The sequence below is a fragment of the Lysobacter antibioticus HS124 genome (assembly GCF_000336385.2).
Lineage (GTDB): Bacteria > Pseudomonadota > Gammaproteobacteria > Xanthomonadales > Xanthomonadaceae > Lysobacter > Lysobacter firmicutimachus.
Map to the genome: position 1 here is coordinate 44,076 of NZ_HG424451.1, position 15,358 is coordinate 59,433.

At 72.3% G+C, this 15,358-nt stretch carries 12 protein-coding genes and 1 riboswitch; of the genes, 11 read left to right on the top strand and 1 reads right to left on the bottom strand.

Annotated features, from left to right (window positions below; all coding sequences use genetic code 11):
• Window positions 1–69: 69 nt before the first annotated feature.
• Window positions 70–217: riboswitch (cobalamin riboswitch) on the top strand.
• Window positions 218–459: 242 nt separating this feature from the next.
• The 9 genes from TX83_RS03145 (at window position 460) to TX83_RS03185 (ending at window position 10,773) form a co-directional block, all read left to right on the top strand.
• Complete coding sequence (locus TX83_RS03145; RefSeq protein WP_186442504.1) at window positions 460–2,562, top strand: TonB-dependent receptor; 2,103 nt, start codon at window positions 460–462, stop codon at window positions 2,560–2,562.
• Window positions 2,544–4,082: a PepSY domain-containing protein gene (locus TX83_RS03150; protein ID WP_079248015.1), complete on the top strand. Its 1,539-nt coding sequence runs from the start codon at window positions 2,544–2,546 to the stop codon at window positions 4,080–4,082. The genes TX83_RS03145 and TX83_RS03150 overlap by 19 nt, the downstream gene beginning before the upstream one ends.
• A gap of 119 nt (window positions 4,083–4,201) precedes the next feature.
• A complete protein-coding gene (gene cobD / locus TX83_RS03155) occupies window positions 4,202–5,218 on the top strand; it encodes a threonine-phosphate decarboxylase CobD (protein WP_064746475.1) in 1,017 nt (338 codons plus the stop codon).
• Entirely contained in the window at window positions 5,215–6,699 is a 1,485-nt protein-coding gene (locus TX83_RS03160) for a cobyric acid synthase (RefSeq protein WP_064746476.1), read from the top strand. Before cobD ends, TX83_RS03160 begins: the two co-directional genes overlap by 4 nt.
• Entirely contained in the window at window positions 6,687–7,244 is a 558-nt protein-coding gene (gene cobU / locus TX83_RS03165; RefSeq protein ID WP_064746477.1) for a bifunctional adenosylcobinamide kinase/adenosylcobinamide-phosphate guanylyltransferase, read from the top strand. Before TX83_RS03160 ends, cobU begins: the two co-directional genes overlap by 13 nt.
• Window positions 7,241–8,329 carry a nicotinate-nucleotide--dimethylbenzimidazole phosphoribosyltransferase gene (gene cobT, locus TX83_RS03170; protein ID WP_064746478.1) on the top strand — a complete coding sequence of 363 codons (1,089 nt, stop codon included), beginning with the start codon at window positions 7,241–7,243 and terminating at the stop codon, window positions 8,327–8,329. The genes cobU and cobT overlap by 4 nt, the downstream gene beginning before the upstream one ends.
• Before the next feature lie 46 nt (window positions 8,330–8,375).
• Window positions 8,376–9,011: a histidine phosphatase family protein gene (locus TX83_RS03175; protein WP_075574969.1), complete on the top strand. Its 636-nt coding sequence runs from the start codon at window positions 8,376–8,378 to the stop codon at window positions 9,009–9,011.
• Window positions 9,008–9,751 carry an adenosylcobinamide-GDP ribazoletransferase gene (locus TX83_RS03180; RefSeq protein ID WP_064746486.1) on the top strand — a complete coding sequence of 248 codons (744 nt, stop codon included), beginning with the start codon at window positions 9,008–9,010 and terminating at the stop codon, window positions 9,749–9,751. Before TX83_RS03175 ends, TX83_RS03180 begins: the two co-directional genes overlap by 4 nt.
• 98 nt (window positions 9,752–9,849) lie before the next feature.
• Complete coding sequence (locus TX83_RS03185; RefSeq protein WP_079248016.1) at window positions 9,850–10,773, top strand: AraC family transcriptional regulator; 924 nt, start codon at window positions 9,850–9,852, stop codon at window positions 10,771–10,773.
• A 281-nt stretch (window positions 10,774–11,054) separates the two neighbouring features.
• On the opposite strand, the gene TX83_RS03190 is transcribed toward TX83_RS03185, so the two are convergent.
• Window positions 11,055–12,659 (bottom strand): PKD domain-containing protein, encoded by a 1,605-nt coding sequence (locus TX83_RS03190; RefSeq protein ID WP_064746479.1) that lies wholly within the window; start codon window positions 12,657–12,659, stop codon window positions 11,055–11,057.
• Window positions 12,660–13,072: 413 nt separating this feature from the next.
• Here TX83_RS03190 and prmC point away from each other — a divergent pair, with 413 nt between their 5' ends.
• The gene (gene prmC, locus TX83_RS03195) at window positions 13,073–13,957 is read left to right on the top strand and encodes a peptide chain release factor N(5)-glutamine methyltransferase (protein WP_079248017.1); all 885 of its coding nucleotides are present in this window, start codon (window positions 13,073–13,075) and stop codon (window positions 13,955–13,957) included.
• Between the two features lie 233 nt (window positions 13,958–14,190).
• Window positions 14,191–15,132: a prolyl aminopeptidase gene (pip, locus tag TX83_RS03200; RefSeq protein WP_064746480.1), complete on the top strand. Its 942-nt coding sequence runs from the start codon at window positions 14,191–14,193 to the stop codon at window positions 15,130–15,132.
• The last annotated feature ends 226 nt before the right edge of the window (window positions 15,133–15,358 follow it).

The window sequence follows — 15,358 nt, forward strand, 5'->3', positions numbered from 1 at the left end:
CGCCTAAAGTCGCGCCGTCCACAGGGTTCGCCGCGCAAGCCATCGCGCGGCATCGGCCGCAAGGCCGAAGGGAAGTCCGGTGACGCCGGCGCCGCGATGCGGCCCGGCCATTCCGGCGCAGCCCCCGCTGCTGTAAGCCTGACGAATCCGCCCATACGCCACTGGTCGTCGCGACCGGGAAGGCCGGCGGAAGAGGTCGAAGGCGAGCCAGAAGACCGACCCTGCGGCGATCAGTCGAACATGCGCTCCGGGGTGCGGGCGCGGGACTGGAGTCGAATCCCGATCGCGTCGCATCCGGCTGTGGCCGGTGCGTCCGCGCGCGGGCCGGGTTCGTGCGTGGACGCGTCGCGGCACCGCGATGCGCCGGCGCCGACCGCTCCGGGCCTGCGGGCATCCCGTGCGCGAGCACCGGAGACCGCCCGCTTGTCAGCCCGCCTCTTTGATCGCAGGACCCACCGCATGCCCATGCGCGGCGCCTTGCCGCTGCGTCGCCTGAGCTTGGCCCTGATCGGACTGGCCTTCGCCGACACCGCCTGCGCCGACGATTCCACCACCCTCGACGCGGTGCAGGTGCGCGCGCAGTCGCCGCTGGAGCGGGTCGCCGACGCGGGCAGCCGGCTCGGCCTGAGCCTGCGCGAGTTGCCGGCTGCGGTCGAAATCCTCGACGGCGAAACTTTGCGCGAGCGCGGCGACGACACGCCGCAGCGGGCGCTGGCGCGCGCGGCCGGTGTGGTGCCGATGGGCGCGCCCGGCAACGGCGGCTCTTCCTTGAGCCTGCGCGGTTTCTCCGGCCACGGTTCGGTGGCGCAGGTGTACGACGGAACGCGCGTGTTCGTCGCCTCCGGCACGCTGAGCTTTCCCGGCGATACCTGGCAACTCGACCGGATCGAGGTGCTGCGCGGCCCGGCCTCGGTGTTGTTCGGCGACAGCAGCATCGGCGGCGTGGTGCATTACGTGCCGCGCGCGTTGCAGAGCGCGCCGCGGCGCGAGGCGATGCTGGCGGCGTCGAGCTGGGACGGGTACCGCTTCGGTCTCGGCGCGGGGCAGGGCGCGGGCGAGCGGGTGCGCTGGCGCGCCGACCTGACCGGCGCCGGCGGCAACGGCGAGATCGACCGCGCCGGCTACGAGCGCTACGGCTTCTCCGGCGCGGTGGCCTGGGACCTCAGCCCGCGCCTGACCGCGACCCTCAAGTACGACGGCGGCCGTCGCCACGATCCGCGCTACTTCGGTACGCCGCTGGCCGACGGCCGGCTCGACCGGCGCTTGCGCGAACGCAATTACGACGTCGCCGACAGCCATGTCCGCTACGACGACGGCCTGGCGCGGCTGCGCTTCGACTATGCGCTGGGCGCCCGCACCCAACTGGTCGCCGAGACCTACCACGTCGCGATCGACCGGCGCTGGCGCAATGCCGAGAGTTACGCCTTCGATCCGCGCAAGAGCACGGTCGTGCGCAGCGATTTCATCGCGATCGGCCACGACCAGGAGCAGTGGGGCCAGCGTTTCGACCTGCTCGCCGTGGGCGAGCTGTGGGGGCGCGCGCAGCGCCTGAACCTGGGCGCCGAAGCCACGCGGGTGCGCTTCACCCACAGCAACAACGGCCCCTACGGCGGCCGCGACACGGTGCCGGCGTTCGACTTCGCCCCCGGCGGCTTCGTCAACCTCGCCGGCACCCGGCCGCGCTTCAGCAGCATCACCCGCCAGCGCGCGCTGTACCTGGAGCACAGCATCGAACTGTGGCCGCGCTGGACCTTGGTCGGCGGCCTGCGCCGCGAGCGCATCGAAGTGCAGCGCAAGGAGCTGCCGGCCGGCACCGGCTTCGGCACGCAATTCGATTTCACCGCCTGGCGCCTGGGCACGGTGTTCGCGTTCGACGGGCGGACGTCGCTGTACGCGCAGACCAGCAAGGGCATCGATCCGATTTCGGGCTTGGTGACCCTGCCGCTGGCGCAGAAGGACTGGTCGCTGACCCCGGCGCGGCAGATCGAGATCGGCCTCAAGCAGGGCTTCGCCGGCGGCCGCGGCGACTGGTCGCTGGCGGCGTACCGGATCGAGAAGCGCAACCTGCTCAGCCGCGACGAGGAGGACCCCAACCGGGTCCAGCAGATCGGGCAGCGCAGTTCGCGCGGCCTCGAACTCGGCCTGGGCTACGCGTTCTCGCCGCGCTGGCGGGTCGACGCCAATGCCGCGGTGCTGGACGCGCGCTTCGACGACTTCAACGAAGTCGTCGCGAGCCGACTGGTGTCGCGCAACGGCCGCACCCCGGCCAATACGCCCGAGCGCGTGTTCAATCTGTGGCTGGGCTTCGACCCGGTCGAATGCTGGAGCGCCGCGCTGGGGCTGCGCCGGGTCGGCCACCGTTACAACGACAACGCCAATACCTCGCGCATCGACGGCTATACCGTCGCCGACGCGCAACTGTCCTGGCGTCCCCGCACCGGCAGCCGGCTGACCTTGCGCGCGCGCAATCTCGGCGATGCGCTGTACGTCGGCTCGGGCCGCTCACAGGCGCTGCTCGGGCCGGGACGCGAGTTCGAGCTGGAATGGACGCAGCGCTTTTGAACGCGCTCAAGCGCCAGCTGCAGCTGTGGCATCGCTGGCTGGGAGTCGTCCTGGCCGTGCCGGTGCTGCTGTGGTTCCTGTCCGGCGCGGTGTTGTTGTTCGTGCCGTTCCCGCGCTTGAGCGAGGCCGAGTCGCGCGCCGGGCGATCCGATCTGGCGCTGGCGGCGGTCCGCATCGACGCACGCCAGGCGGCCCGGGCCGCGGGTCTGGACGCCCCGCCGCAGCGCGCGCGGCTGGGCATGCTCGGCGCGCGGCCGGTGTGGCGGCTGAGCGACGGCGAGGAGCGCTGGCATCTGGTCGGCGCCGACGACGGCCGCGTGCTGCCCGAGCTCGATGCTTCGGCCGCCGCGGCCGTGGCGCGCGATTTCCAGCGTCGCCGCGGACAGGCGGAGTCGGCGCCGCAGTACCTGGGGCGGATCGAGCGCGACCAATGGACCCTCAACGGTCTGTCCGGCCTGCGTCCGCCGCTGCACAAGCTGCGTTTCGCCGACGCGCAGGCGACCGAACTGTACGTGTCGGCGAGCACCGGCGAAGCGGTGCGCGACAGCACCCGCAGCGAGCGCGGCTGGAACTGGGTCGGCGCGATCGTGCATTGGATCTACCCGACAGCGCTGCGCGCGCAGCCGGCGTTGTGGCGCCAAGTGGTGATGTGGCTGTCGGGCGCGGCCTTGTTCGCGGCATTGGCCGGGGTGGCGATCGGTGCCTGGCGCAGCGTCGATGCCTGGCGCCGGGTGCGCCGGATCAGTCAGTACCGCGGCGTTTACGCCTGGCACCACTGGCTCGGCTGGGGCGGCGGCTGGCTGATGCTGAGCTGGCTGTTCAGCGGCTGGATGTCGATGGGGCCCATGCGCGCGCCGCCGAATCCGGCGTTGGAGCGCTGGCGCGACGCGTTTTCCGCGCCGCCGCCGGCGTGGCCGGCGCATTGGCGGCCGCGCCTGCCGGCGGGCGAGGGCTGGCTCGAGGCCGAGCTGGTCTGGCTGGCCGGCGAACCTTGGTTGCGCATGCAGTCGCGCCGGGGCGGAACGGCCTGGGCGCCGGCCCTGGCCGGTGCCGCGTCCGCGCCGGATCTCGCCGCCGCTGTGCGGCGCGCCGAAGCCTACAGCGGGTTGAAGATCGCGGCGCGGCAGCGCTTGCAGACTTACGACGCCTACTATCTGCAGGCGACGCACCGCGATCCGCCGCCGCTGCCGGTGTGGCGTCTGCGTCTGGACGACCCGGCCGCGAGCTGGGTGCAGATCGCGCCCGCGCGCGGCGATATCGTCGCGGTCAGCGACCAACGCAGCCGGGCCGAGCGCTGGCTGTATCACGGCCTGCACAGCTGGGACTTGCCGTGGCTGCTGGAACGGCCGCGCCTGCGCCTGGGCCTGTTGCTGGCCGGCCTGGCGATCGGCGCGGCCTTGGCGGTCACCGCGATCCTGGTCGCCTGCAAGCGCCTGCGCGCGCTCGTTCTGGCGCGGACGGCGCGGCGCGCGCGCAAACCCGCCGTGGTACCGCGGAGGCTGGCCGATGCGGCGGCCTGAGCGCCCGGCCGCGGATAGGGGGCGGGCGCCTGCGCCGCGGGCCTGCCGTTATCCTCCCCCGTCTTTTCGCATTGGCCGTCGCCATTGGCTGCGCGACGGCCCTGTTCCGGAGTCGACCCATGCTTGAACACGGCGGACGCTTGCTGCGCGCCGCGCGCCGCTACGGCATCGCGGCGGAGCGATGGCTGGATCTGTCGACCGGCATCAGCCCGACCGCCTGGCCGGTGCCGGCGATTCCGGCGCGCGCCTGGCAGCGCCTGCCCGAAGACGACGACGGCCTGATCGACATCGCCTGCGCCTACTACGGCGCGCCTGCGCTGTGGCCGGTCGCGGGCTCGCAGGCGGCGATCCAGGCGTTGCCGGAGCTGCGCGCGCCGGTGCGGGTCGGCGTACTCGCTCCGGGCTATGCCGAGCATGCGCATGCCTGGCGGCGTTGCGGGCACGCCGTGCAGTCCTTGCCGGCGGCCGAGTTGTTGCGCCACGTCGATGCGTTCGATGTGATCGTGCTGATCCATCCGAACAATCCCGGCGGCGATCGCTTCGAGCGCGAAGCCCTGCTGCAGGCGCACGCGGCGCTGGCCGCGCGCGGCGGCTGGCTAGTGATCGACGAGGCCTTCATGGACGCGACTCCCGAACACAGCCTGTGCGCCGACAGCGCGCGCGAGGGGCTGATCGTGCTGCGTTCGGTCGGCAAGTTCTTCGGCCTGGCCGGCGCCCGCGCCGGCTTCGTCTGCGCCGCGCCGCCGCTGCTGCGGGCGCTGCGCGAACGGCTCGGGCCGTGGACCTTGAGCAGCCCGGCGCGGCACGTGCTGCGCGCGGCGCTGGCCGATCGCGACTGGCAGGCGGCGCAGCGCGAGCGCCTGCTCGCCGACGGCGCGCGCCTGGCCGCGCTGCTGAGCGCGCACGGCCTGGCGCCGAGCGGCGGCAGCGCCTTCTTCCAATGGCGGCGCGGCGAGGATGCCTCGCCGCTGCACGAGGCCTTGGCCCGGCGCGGCGTGCTGACGCGCTTGTTCGAGCAGCCGCCGAGCCTGCGCTTCGGCCTGCCCGGCGACGAGGCGGAGTGGCGCCGGCTCGATGCCGCGCTGGCCGCCGCCGTCGACGAACTCGCCGCCGCTTCGACGCAGGGCGGGCGATGAGCGCGCGCGTGCTGATGGTGCAGGGCTGCACCTCCGATGCCGGCAAAAGCGCCCTGGTCACGGCGCTGTGCCGTTGGCTGCGCCGGCGCGGCGTGGCGGTGGCGCCGTTCAAGCCGCAGAACATGGCGCTGAATTCCGCGGTCGCCGCCGACGGCGGCGAGATCGGCCGGGCCCAGGCGGTGCAGGCGCAGGCCGCCGGGCTGGCGCCGCATACCGACTTCAATCCGATCCTGCTCAAGCCCAACAGCGACACCGGCGCGCAGGTGATCGTGCACGGCCGCGCCGTGGCCAACCTGGATGCGCGCGCCTACCACGACTACAAGCGCACGGCGATGGCCGCGGTGCTGGCCTCGCACGCGCGCCTGTGCGAGCGGTTCCAGGCGGTGGTGGTCGAAGGCGCCGGCAGCCCGGCCGAGATCAACCTGCGCGACCGCGACATCGCCAACATGGGCTATGCCGAAGCGGTCGACTGTCCGGTCGTGCTGATCGCCGACATCGACCGCGGCGGCGTGTTCGCGCACCTGGTCGGCACTTTGGCTCTGTTGTCGCACCGTGAGCGCGCGCGCGTGGTCGGCTTCGTCATCAATCGTTTCCGCGGCGATATCGCCCTGCTGCAGCCCGGCCTGGACTGGCTGGAACGCGAGACCGGCAAGCCGGTGCTCGGCGTGTTGCCGTATCTGCACGGCCTGCACCTGGAGGCCGAAGACGCCTTGCCGCGCGCAGCGGCGGCCAAGGCCGGCGCGCGCCTGCGCGTGGCCGTGCCGGCCTTGCCGCGGATCAGCAACCACAACGACTTCGACGCCTTGCGCGCACACCCGCAGGTCGATTGCCGTTTCGTCGGCCCCGGCGAAACCCCGCCGGCCTGCGATCTGATCGTGCTGCCGGGCTCGAAATCGACCCGCGCCGACCTGGACTGGCTGCGCCGCCACGGCTGGGGCGAGGCGATCGCGCGCCATCTGCGCTACGGCGGACGGGTGATCGGCATCTGCGGCGGGCTGCAGATGCTCGGCCGCGCGGTGCACGATCCGCACGGCATCGAGGGCGAGCCGGGTTCGAGCGCGGGCCTGGGCTGGCTGGAGCTGGAGACCACGCTGGAGCCGCATAAGCAGCTGCGCAACGTGCGCGGGCGGTTCGCGTTCGACGATGAGTCCGCAACCGTGGCCGGCTACGAAATCCATTGCGGCGTCAGCCGCGGTCCGGCGCTGCAGCGGCCGGCCTTGCGTTTCGACGACGGCCGCGACGACGGCGCGCTGTCCGCCGACGGCCAGGTGCTGGGCACCTACCTGCACGGTCTGTTCGACCAGCCGCAGGCCCTGGCCGCGCTGCTGCGCTGGGCCGGGCTGGAAGGGGCCGAGCCGCTGGACCTGGGCGCGCTGCGCGAAGCCGGCATCGAGCGGCTCGCCGATGCGGTCGAAGCGCACTTGGACACCGCGCGCCTGGCGCGATGGTTCGGACTGGAGGACGCCGCATGCACAGCCTGATCCTCGGCGGCGCGCGCTCGGGCAAGAGCGCGCTGGCCGAACGCATCGCCGGCGACTACGCCGACGTGGTCTACATCGCCACCGGCCAGGCCGGGGACGCGGAAATGGCCGCGCGCATCGATCATCACCGCGCGCGCCGACCGGCGCACTGGGGCTGCATCGAAGAGCCGATCGCGCTGGCCGCGGCGTTGCGCGCGCAGGCGGCGCCGCAGCGTTGCGTGCTGGTCGACTGCCTGACCCTGTGGCTGAGCAATCTGCTGTTCGGCGCCGATCCGGCCGCGTTCGAGCGCGAACGCGCGGCCCTGCTGGAGGCGTTGCCGGGTCTGCCGGGGCGGGTGCTGCTGGTCAGCAACGAGGTCGGGCTCGGGGTGGTGCCGATGGGCGAAGTCAGCCGTCGCTATGTCGACGAGGCCGGGCGGCTGCACCAGGCATTGGGCGCGTTGTGCGGGCAAGTCTGGTTCGTCGCCGCAGGCCTGCCCTGGGTCTTGAAAGGCGCGCCGCCCGCATTGGGCGAAGCGCGGGTCATCGAAGGAGTTGCAGAATGAACGACGATGCATCGTGGTGGCGGCGCGCCTGCGCGCAGCCGCAGAACGAAGCGCAGACCCAGGCGCAGGCGCGCCAGGGTCAGTTGACCAAGCCGCCCGGTTCGCTGGGCCGGCTGGAAGAGGTGGCGATCCGCCTCGCCGGCCTGCAAGGCACGCCGACGCCGGCGGTCGACCGGGTGTGGATTTCGGTGTTCGCCGCCGATCACGGCGTCGCCGCCGAGGGCGTGTCGGCGTTTCCGCAGGCGGTGACCGGCGAGATGCTGCGCAACTTCGCCGGCGGTGGTGCGGCGATCGCGGTGCTGGCGCGCGCGCTCGGCGCGCACTTGGACGTGGTCGATCTGGGCACGGTCAACGACCCGGGCCCGATCCAGGGCGTGCGCCGTTGGTTGATCGCGCCGTGCAGCGCCAACTTCTGCGAACGCGCGGCGATGACGCCGGCGCAGCTGCAGGCCGCGCTGGCCGCCGGCGCCGACAGCGTGCGCCGGGCGCGCGAACACGGTGCGCAGTTGTTCGTCGGAGGCGAGATGGGCATCGCCAACACCACCGCGGCGGCGGCCCTGGCCTGCGCGCTGCTGGGGCGTGCGCCGGCCGAGCTGGCCGGCGCCGGCACCGGCCTGGACGCGCACGGGATCGCGCACAAGGTCGCGGTGATCGAGCGCGCTCTGGCCCTGCACGCGTCCGCGGCCGGACCGGGCGACGCGCAGGCCGTCGCGGCGGAGCGGTTGCGCCGGCTCGGGGGGTTCGAGATCGCCGCACTGACCGGCGCCTATCTCGCCGCCGCCCAGGCCGGGCTGGCGGTGCTGGTCGACGGCTTCATCGCCAGCGTCGCCGCGCTGGCGGCGCGCGCGCTCAACCCCGGCTGCGAACCCTGGCTGCTGTACGCGCACCGCTCGCAGGAGCGCGGTCACGCCGCGGTGCTCGATGCGTTGCAGGCGCACCCGCTGCTCGACCTGGGCATGCGCCTGGGCGAGGCCAGCGGCGCCGCGGTCGCGGTGCCCTTGCTGCGCCTGTCCTGTGCGCTGCATGGCGGAATGGCGACTTTCGTACAGGCCGGCGTCTCCACCGGTCACGCGGAGCGGGCATGATGAGGCTCCCCACCGCCAGATCCGCACACGGAACGGAGCCGGAGCGATGACGCTTGCCCAGATCGACCTGCTGCGCCATGGCGACACCGGCCATCGCAGTTACCGCGGACAGCTCGACGACAGCCTGTTGGAACTGGGCTGGCGGCAGATGCGCGACGCGGTGCGCGGGCGCGAATGGGACGCGGTGGTCAGCTCGCCGCTGCAGCGCTGCGCCGCGTTCGCGCGCGACCTGTCGCAATCGCGCGGGCTGCCGCTGAGCCTGGAGCCGCGCCTGGTCGAATACGACTTCGGCGACTGGCAGGGCCGTTCCGTCGACGCCATCGCCGCTCACCAGGGCGAGGCGCTGGCACAGTTCTGGGCCGATCCGGTCGCCTTTCCGCCGCCGGGCGCGGAAACCTTCGACGCTTTCACCGCGCGGCTGCTCGCCGCCACCCACGAGCTGGCGCAGCGCCATGCCGGCCGGCGCGTGCTGGTGATCACCCATGGCGGCGTGATCCGTCTGCTGCGTTGCCTGGCCGCCGGCCGCCGCTACAGCGACATGCTGGCGATCGACGTCGGCCATGCCTCCCTGCATCCGCTGCCTTGGCCGCCGCCGGCGACCGCCGCGACCGCCGACACCGGCCGCCCCGCGCATCGCCACGAACGCGTCGAACGCGTCGAAGCGGACCCGGTCGGCGGCTGATGCGCGCCTTGCTGGCGGCGATCGGGTTCCTGACCCGGATTCCGGTGCCGGCGCGGGTGTTCGAGGATCCGCAGGCGCAGACCCGCTCGCTGGCCTGGTATCCGGCCGCGGGGCTGGCGATCGGCCTGTCGCTGTGCGCGCTGGCCTGGGCCCTGCAGACCCGGCCGCCGCTGCTGTCGGCGGCGGTGTTGCTGGCCGCCTGGGTCGCCCTCACCGGCGCTTTGCACCTGGACGGCCTGGCCGACAGTGCCGACGCCTGGGTCGGCGGCATGGGCGCGACGCAACAAGAGCGGCGCGAGCGCACCCTGGCGATCATGAAAGATCCGCGCAGCGGCCCGATCGGCGTGGTCGCGGTGGCGCTGGCGCTGTTGCTGAAATTCGCGGCCCTGGCCAGCCTGCCGGCACCGGCCTGGCCGGCCCTGCTGCTGGCGCCAGTGCTGGCGCGCGCGGCCCTGACCCTGGCCTTTCTGACCACGCCTTACGTGCGCAGCGGCGGGCTGGGCCAGGCCCTGGTCGCCGCACCGCGCGCGGCCTGCATCGCCGCGCTGCTGCTCAGCGCCGCCGGCTGCGCGGCGGCGGGCTGGCGCGGCGCGCTGGCTCTGGCCCTGGCCATGCTGGTGTTCGCGTCGTGGCGGCGAGCCTGGCGACAGCGTCTGCAGGGCATGACCGGCGATTGCTGCGGCGCCCTGGCCGAGGCGGTGGAAGTGGCCGTGCTGCTGGGGTTCGCGGTCAGCGTCTGAGCCGGGGCGGGCGCGAAAGCGCAAGATCGGAACCGCCGGCCGCTTCGGCGCGGGCCATCCTGGCCGCATCCCGCTCAGACCTCCACGAGGACACCGCGATGGCCCCCGTCAACGAAGCCGCCCGCCCCGCGCTCAAGGCCGGTACCCGCGACGCTCACGAGCGCCGCATCGACCGTGCGGTCGCCCTGATCGAACGCGCGATCGCCCAGGGCGAAGAGCCGCCCGAACTGGGGCGACTGGCCGAGGCGGCGGCGTTCTCGCCGTTCCACTTCCATCGCGTCTACCGCGCCATGACCGGCGAAACCACCGGCCAGACCGTGGCCCGCCTGCGCCTGCTGCAAGGGCTGCGGCTGCTGGCCAGCGAACGACGCAGCGTCACCGACGCCGCGCTCGCGGTCGGCTACCAGACTCCGCAGGCGTTCACCCGCGCCCTGCGCCAGAGCCTGGGCACCGCGCCCAGCGAACTGCGTGCCGAACCGGAGCGGCTGTGGCGCGAGATCGACCGCCTGGCCCAGCCGCCGCAGCCGGAGCAGGGCGAAGACGCGCCGCCGCTGCGGGTCGAAGTGGTGAGCATCGACCCGTTCCAGGTCGTGGCGCTTCGGGTGGAAGGCGGCTACGAGGCCAAGCACGCCGGCTACGAACGCTTGTTCGGCTGGGCCGGCGAGCATGGCCTGCTGGATCGCCTGCAAGGCTTGTACGGGGTCGCGGTCGACGACCGTCGCGACGTGGCGGAGCCGCAGTGCCGGTTCGATTGCATGCTGGCGCTGGGCGAGGGCGTCGACCCGACCGGCTTGCTCGGACTGCGGCTGACGCGGCTGGGCGGTGGGCGCTACGCCCGCATCCGCCATGTCGGCGCTTTCGACGGCCTGGAAGCGGCGACCGATGCGCTGCTCGCGCGCTGGCTGCCGGCCAGCGGCGAGCGCCTCGGCGACGCGCTGCTGTACCACGACTACCTGGACGATCCCGACCAGGTACCGCAGGCCTTGCTGCGCACCGACGTCTACCTGCCGCTGCAGTGCTGAGCCGCCGCTTACGCCGCTCCTGCCTCGTCCGGTTCCGGGCATGCTGCAGGAGCGGCGTAAGCCGCGATCCAGGGGACACGCGTCGATCCCAAGGTATTGGCGGTCGAGCGAAGCGGGAATCTTGCGTCTGCAGGCGCGGCGTCCCACGGGGATTGCCTCCGGTCACAAGCCGCGACCGCGCTGCTTCCCGTTCGCGCCGCCTCCCCACGCAACCCCGTCCGCAGCCGCGGGCGTCGTTGCGCCGCGCCGACGGACCTGCGCGGTCCGCCGGCGTTCGTGCTTCAGCGCACTTCGAACTCGTAGATCCGCGTCGCCGGATCGCCGTTCTGGGTCGGGGTGGCGACGTTGAGCTTGACGTAGCGCGCCGAAGTGGCGCTGATCGAATGGGTCGACGTGCTGGCGGTGTTGGCGCTCACCGACACCGGGGTGCTCCAACTGGTGCCGTTGCTCGAGGTCTGGATGGTGAAGGCCTTGCTGTTCCAGTTGCTCGACTCGCCGCCGGCGCCGGCGTGCTTGACCACGAAACTGCTGACTGTCTGCGCCGAGCCCAGGTCGATCTGCAGCCAGGCCGGCGAGGCCAGCGAGCAGAACTTGTCGGTGTTGCCGCCGGAGACGCTGCCGTTGACCGCCTTGGCCGGGCCTTCGTTGGCGTTGCACGAGGCCGAGCCGGTAGCCGGCTTGTTGAGCGCGAGATTGACGTTGCCGGCGCCGACCGACACCGTTTGGGTCTTGGTGTGGGTGGCGCCGCCGTTGTCGGTCACGGTCAGGCTGACGTTGTAATTGCCCGCGCTGGCGTAGGTGCGGCTGGGGTTGGTCGCGGTCGAGGTGCCGCCGTCGCCGAAGCTCCAACTGCGCGAGGCGATGCTGCCGTCGGCGTCGCTGGAGGCGTCGCTGAAGTGGGCGGTCAGGCCGTTGACGCTGACGCCGAAGTTGGCCACCGGCGCGGTATTGCCGCTGAGCGCATTGTTGATCGCCGCCGCATATTGCGCGCTGGTGCCCTGCGCCCAGCACTTCTGGATGTCGTCGTACAGCCACAGGAAGCCGCCGCCGATGCCGGCGCTGGTCTTCCAGCCCGCCATGCGGGTTTGCACCTGCGAGGGACTGTCGCCGGCGGTGCAGCCGGTGCCGTGCTTGGTCCACAGGCCGGGCATGACGGTCATGCCCATCGCGGCGTTCCAGTTGGCCGGGTCGTTGCCGGCGCCGCCGTCGTAGACCTGCAGATAGATGCGGTCGACCGAGCTGCCGAGGTTGTCCTTGACCCCTTTCCAGAAGCTCTGATTGGTGTACGGCGCGAAGGTGATCTTGTAGCCCAGGCCGACTAGCATCTGGCCGAACTGGGTGGTGTCGGCGACGTTGTAATGGCTCTCGTCGTCGAAGTTCACCGCATCGGCGCCGGTGGCGCTCTTCAGGGCCTGGAAGTTGCGGTAGAGGATGCTGCTGCTGCCGGTGCCGCAGACGATGGTGGTGCCGCAGCCGGCGGCGGTGCCGTTGGCCAGGTTGGCCATGCGTTCGAAATCCGGCACGCCCCAGGCGCCGATCGACACCTCGACCCGCTTGACCGAGGTCGGCGCGGTCTTGAGCGAGGCCAGCCGTGCCGGCCAGTCGGCGTCGGCGCCGATGTAGGCGCCGTTCTTGACGATGGGAATGTCGTTGTAGACCAGGTCGCCGTTGGCCTCGATGTGGATGCTCCACAGGAACACCGTGGTGAAGCCGGACGCCTTGAGGTCGTTGATGACGGTCTGGCCGCCGGAATAGAACGGACCGCCGCCGAAGATCGCCGACTCGGCGCCGAATGCGGCCGGCGCGGCGACGGCGAGGGCCAGGGCGGCCAGGCGGGGAACGAAACGGCGCAAGGCGGAGCTGGAACGCTGGGTCGGCTGGGTCATGGACGATCCCCTGAAGTGATGTGGTGGTCGGCGGCGGCGCGCGATCGGACACGGGACGGCACAGGCTCGCGCGGCGGGTCGCCTTGGACGGCGACGCGGCCGACATTGCGAGCGGCGATTTCGCGGTGTCAACGTTTGGATCGATTTAAACCCTGCCAAATCGTTTAAAAGTCGGTCGGCGACGAAGTTTTTCCCGAGCAATCAATACGCTGGGCGGCAAGGCACATTGGCGGGCCATAGCGACCGTGCGCACGCATCGCGGGCGGCCTGCGTTGCGTCGCAACACGGATGCGCGCGAAGCGCGGCGCGACGCTCCGCGGCCGGCGCGCAGGCGCGATGTCGCGCAGTAGGGGCGCGCGCCGGAACTGCGTTGGTCGGGCGCGCCGCGCGAGGCGGGCCCTTACAATGCGCCGATGACTTCCTCTCACGACCCCGGTTCCGCGGCGAGTCCGCAGGAGGCCGGCGCGCGCCGCGTCGATGCCTTGCTGCGCGCGGCGCGCTTGCGCATCGAAGCGGCCGAGGCCGAACTGCTGCTGGCGCACGCGCTCGACCGCAGCCGCGGTTGGCTGTTCGCGCACGACGATCACCTCGTCGCCGACGACGCAGCGCAGCGTTTCGCCGACTGGCTGGCGCGGCGCGAGGCGGGCGAGCCGGTCGCCTACCTGATCGGCCGGCGCGGGTTCTGGCGTTTCGATCTCGAAGTCAGCGCGGCGACCCTGATTCCGCGTCCGGAGACCGAACTGCTGGTCGAACTGGCCTTGGCGCGCCTGCCGGCCGGGCCAGCGGCGGCGGTGGCCGACCTGGGCACCGGCAGCGGCGCGATCGCCCTGGCCCTGGCCTACGAGCGGCCGCAGGCGCGGGTGATCGCCACCGACGCCAGCGCCGCCGCGCTCGCGGTTGCGGGCGCCAACGCGCGCGCGCTGGGGCTGAGCAATGTCGTGTTCCGCCAGGGCGACTGGTTCGCGCCGCTGGCCGGCGAACGTTTCGACCTGATCGCCAGCAATCCGCCCTATATCGAGGCCGGCGATCCGCATCTGCAGCAGGGCGACCTGCGTTACGAGCCGGCCGCGGCGCTGGCCTCGGGCGCCGACGGCCTGGATGCGATCCGGGTCATCGCGGCCGCGGCGGCGTCGCATCTGCGGCCGAGCGGTTGGTTGCTGATCGAGCACGGCTGGAACCAGGGCCCGGCGGTGCGGGACCTGCTGAGTGCGGCCGGCTTGGTCGAGGCGGCGACCGAACGCGATCTGGAGGGGCGCGACCGGGTGAGTCTGGCGCGGATGCCGGACTCGTTGGATTGAATTCGACCGCCCGACGTCGCGTTCGCTGGGACGGCGGGCGGCGGTGAGGCGCGGTCGTGCCGGGTTCCGGCTTTGTCGGCCGCGTCGGCGTCGGTTCGCCTGCGCGTTCCCTGGCGCGGCTTGCGCCGCTCCCGCAGGAGCAGGCCGGCGAGCGGCGGCGCCATACGCCGGCGTTGCCGACGCGACGGGTCGTCGCCGGTAAACTGGTCGGCCTCACGACTGCGAGGCCTGCGATGCGCACGCTCTACCCCGAGATCGAACCCTTCGACACCGGCACCCTGCGGGTCGACGACCGCCACACGCTGTATTACGAACAGTGCGGCCACCCGAACGGCAAGCCGGTGGTGCTGTTGCACGGCGGTCCCGGCGCGGGCTGCAGCGCCAAGATGCGGCGCTTCCACGACCCGGCCAAGTACCGCATCGTGCTGTTCGATCAGCGCGGCAGCGGCCGTTCGACCCCGCACGCGGACCTGGTCGACAACAGCACGTGGGACCTGGTCGCCGATATCGAAAAGCTGCGCGCCAAGCTCGGCATCGAGCGCTGGCAGGTGTTCGGCGGCTCCTGGGGCTCGACCCTGGCTCTGGCCTATGCGCAAGCCCATCCGCAGCAGGTCACCGAGCTGGTCCTGCGCGGCATCTTCATGCTGCGCCGTTGGGAGCTGGAGTGGTTCTACCAAGAGGGCGCCTCGCGCCTGTTCCCGGACGCATGGGGGCATTACCTGCAGGCGATCCCGCCGGTCGAGCGCCACGACCTGATCAGCGCCTACCACCGCCGCCTGACCAGCGCCGACGAGAAGACCCGTCTCGACGCGGCGCGCGCGTGGAGCGTGTGGGAAGGCGCGACCAGTTTCCTGCATGTCGACCAGGATTTCGTCAGCGGCCACGAAGACGCGCAATTCGCGCTGGCGTTCGCGCGGATCGAGAACCACTACTTCGTCAACGGCGGCTTCTTCGAGGTCGAAGACCAACTGCTGCGCGACGCGCACAAGATCGCCGACATCCCGGGCGTGATCGTGCACGGCCGTTACGACGTGGTCTGCCCGGTGCAGAACGCCTGGGAGCTCAAGCAGGCGTGGCCGAAAGCCGAGCTCACGATCACCCCGGCGTCGGGGCATTCGGCGTTCGAAGCCGAGAACGTCGACGCGCTGGTGCGCGCGACCGACCGCTTCGCCTGATCCGCGCCCGTTGGCGGCTCGCGCAGCGCTCCTCAGGCGCGGCGCGAGCCGCGCCGCCGTCTCGCCCGTTCGCCGCGCTTTGTCCTTGGCCCCTGTAGGAGCGGCGTAAGCCGCGACCGCGCTGCTGCGGTCTCGCGGCGTCTGTGTTCGAAGGCATCTAAAGCTTCAAAGCTCAAAAGCAAAGCTTCCGTCCGCAAGCGGCCGGGTCACTTTCTTTGTCCAAGGC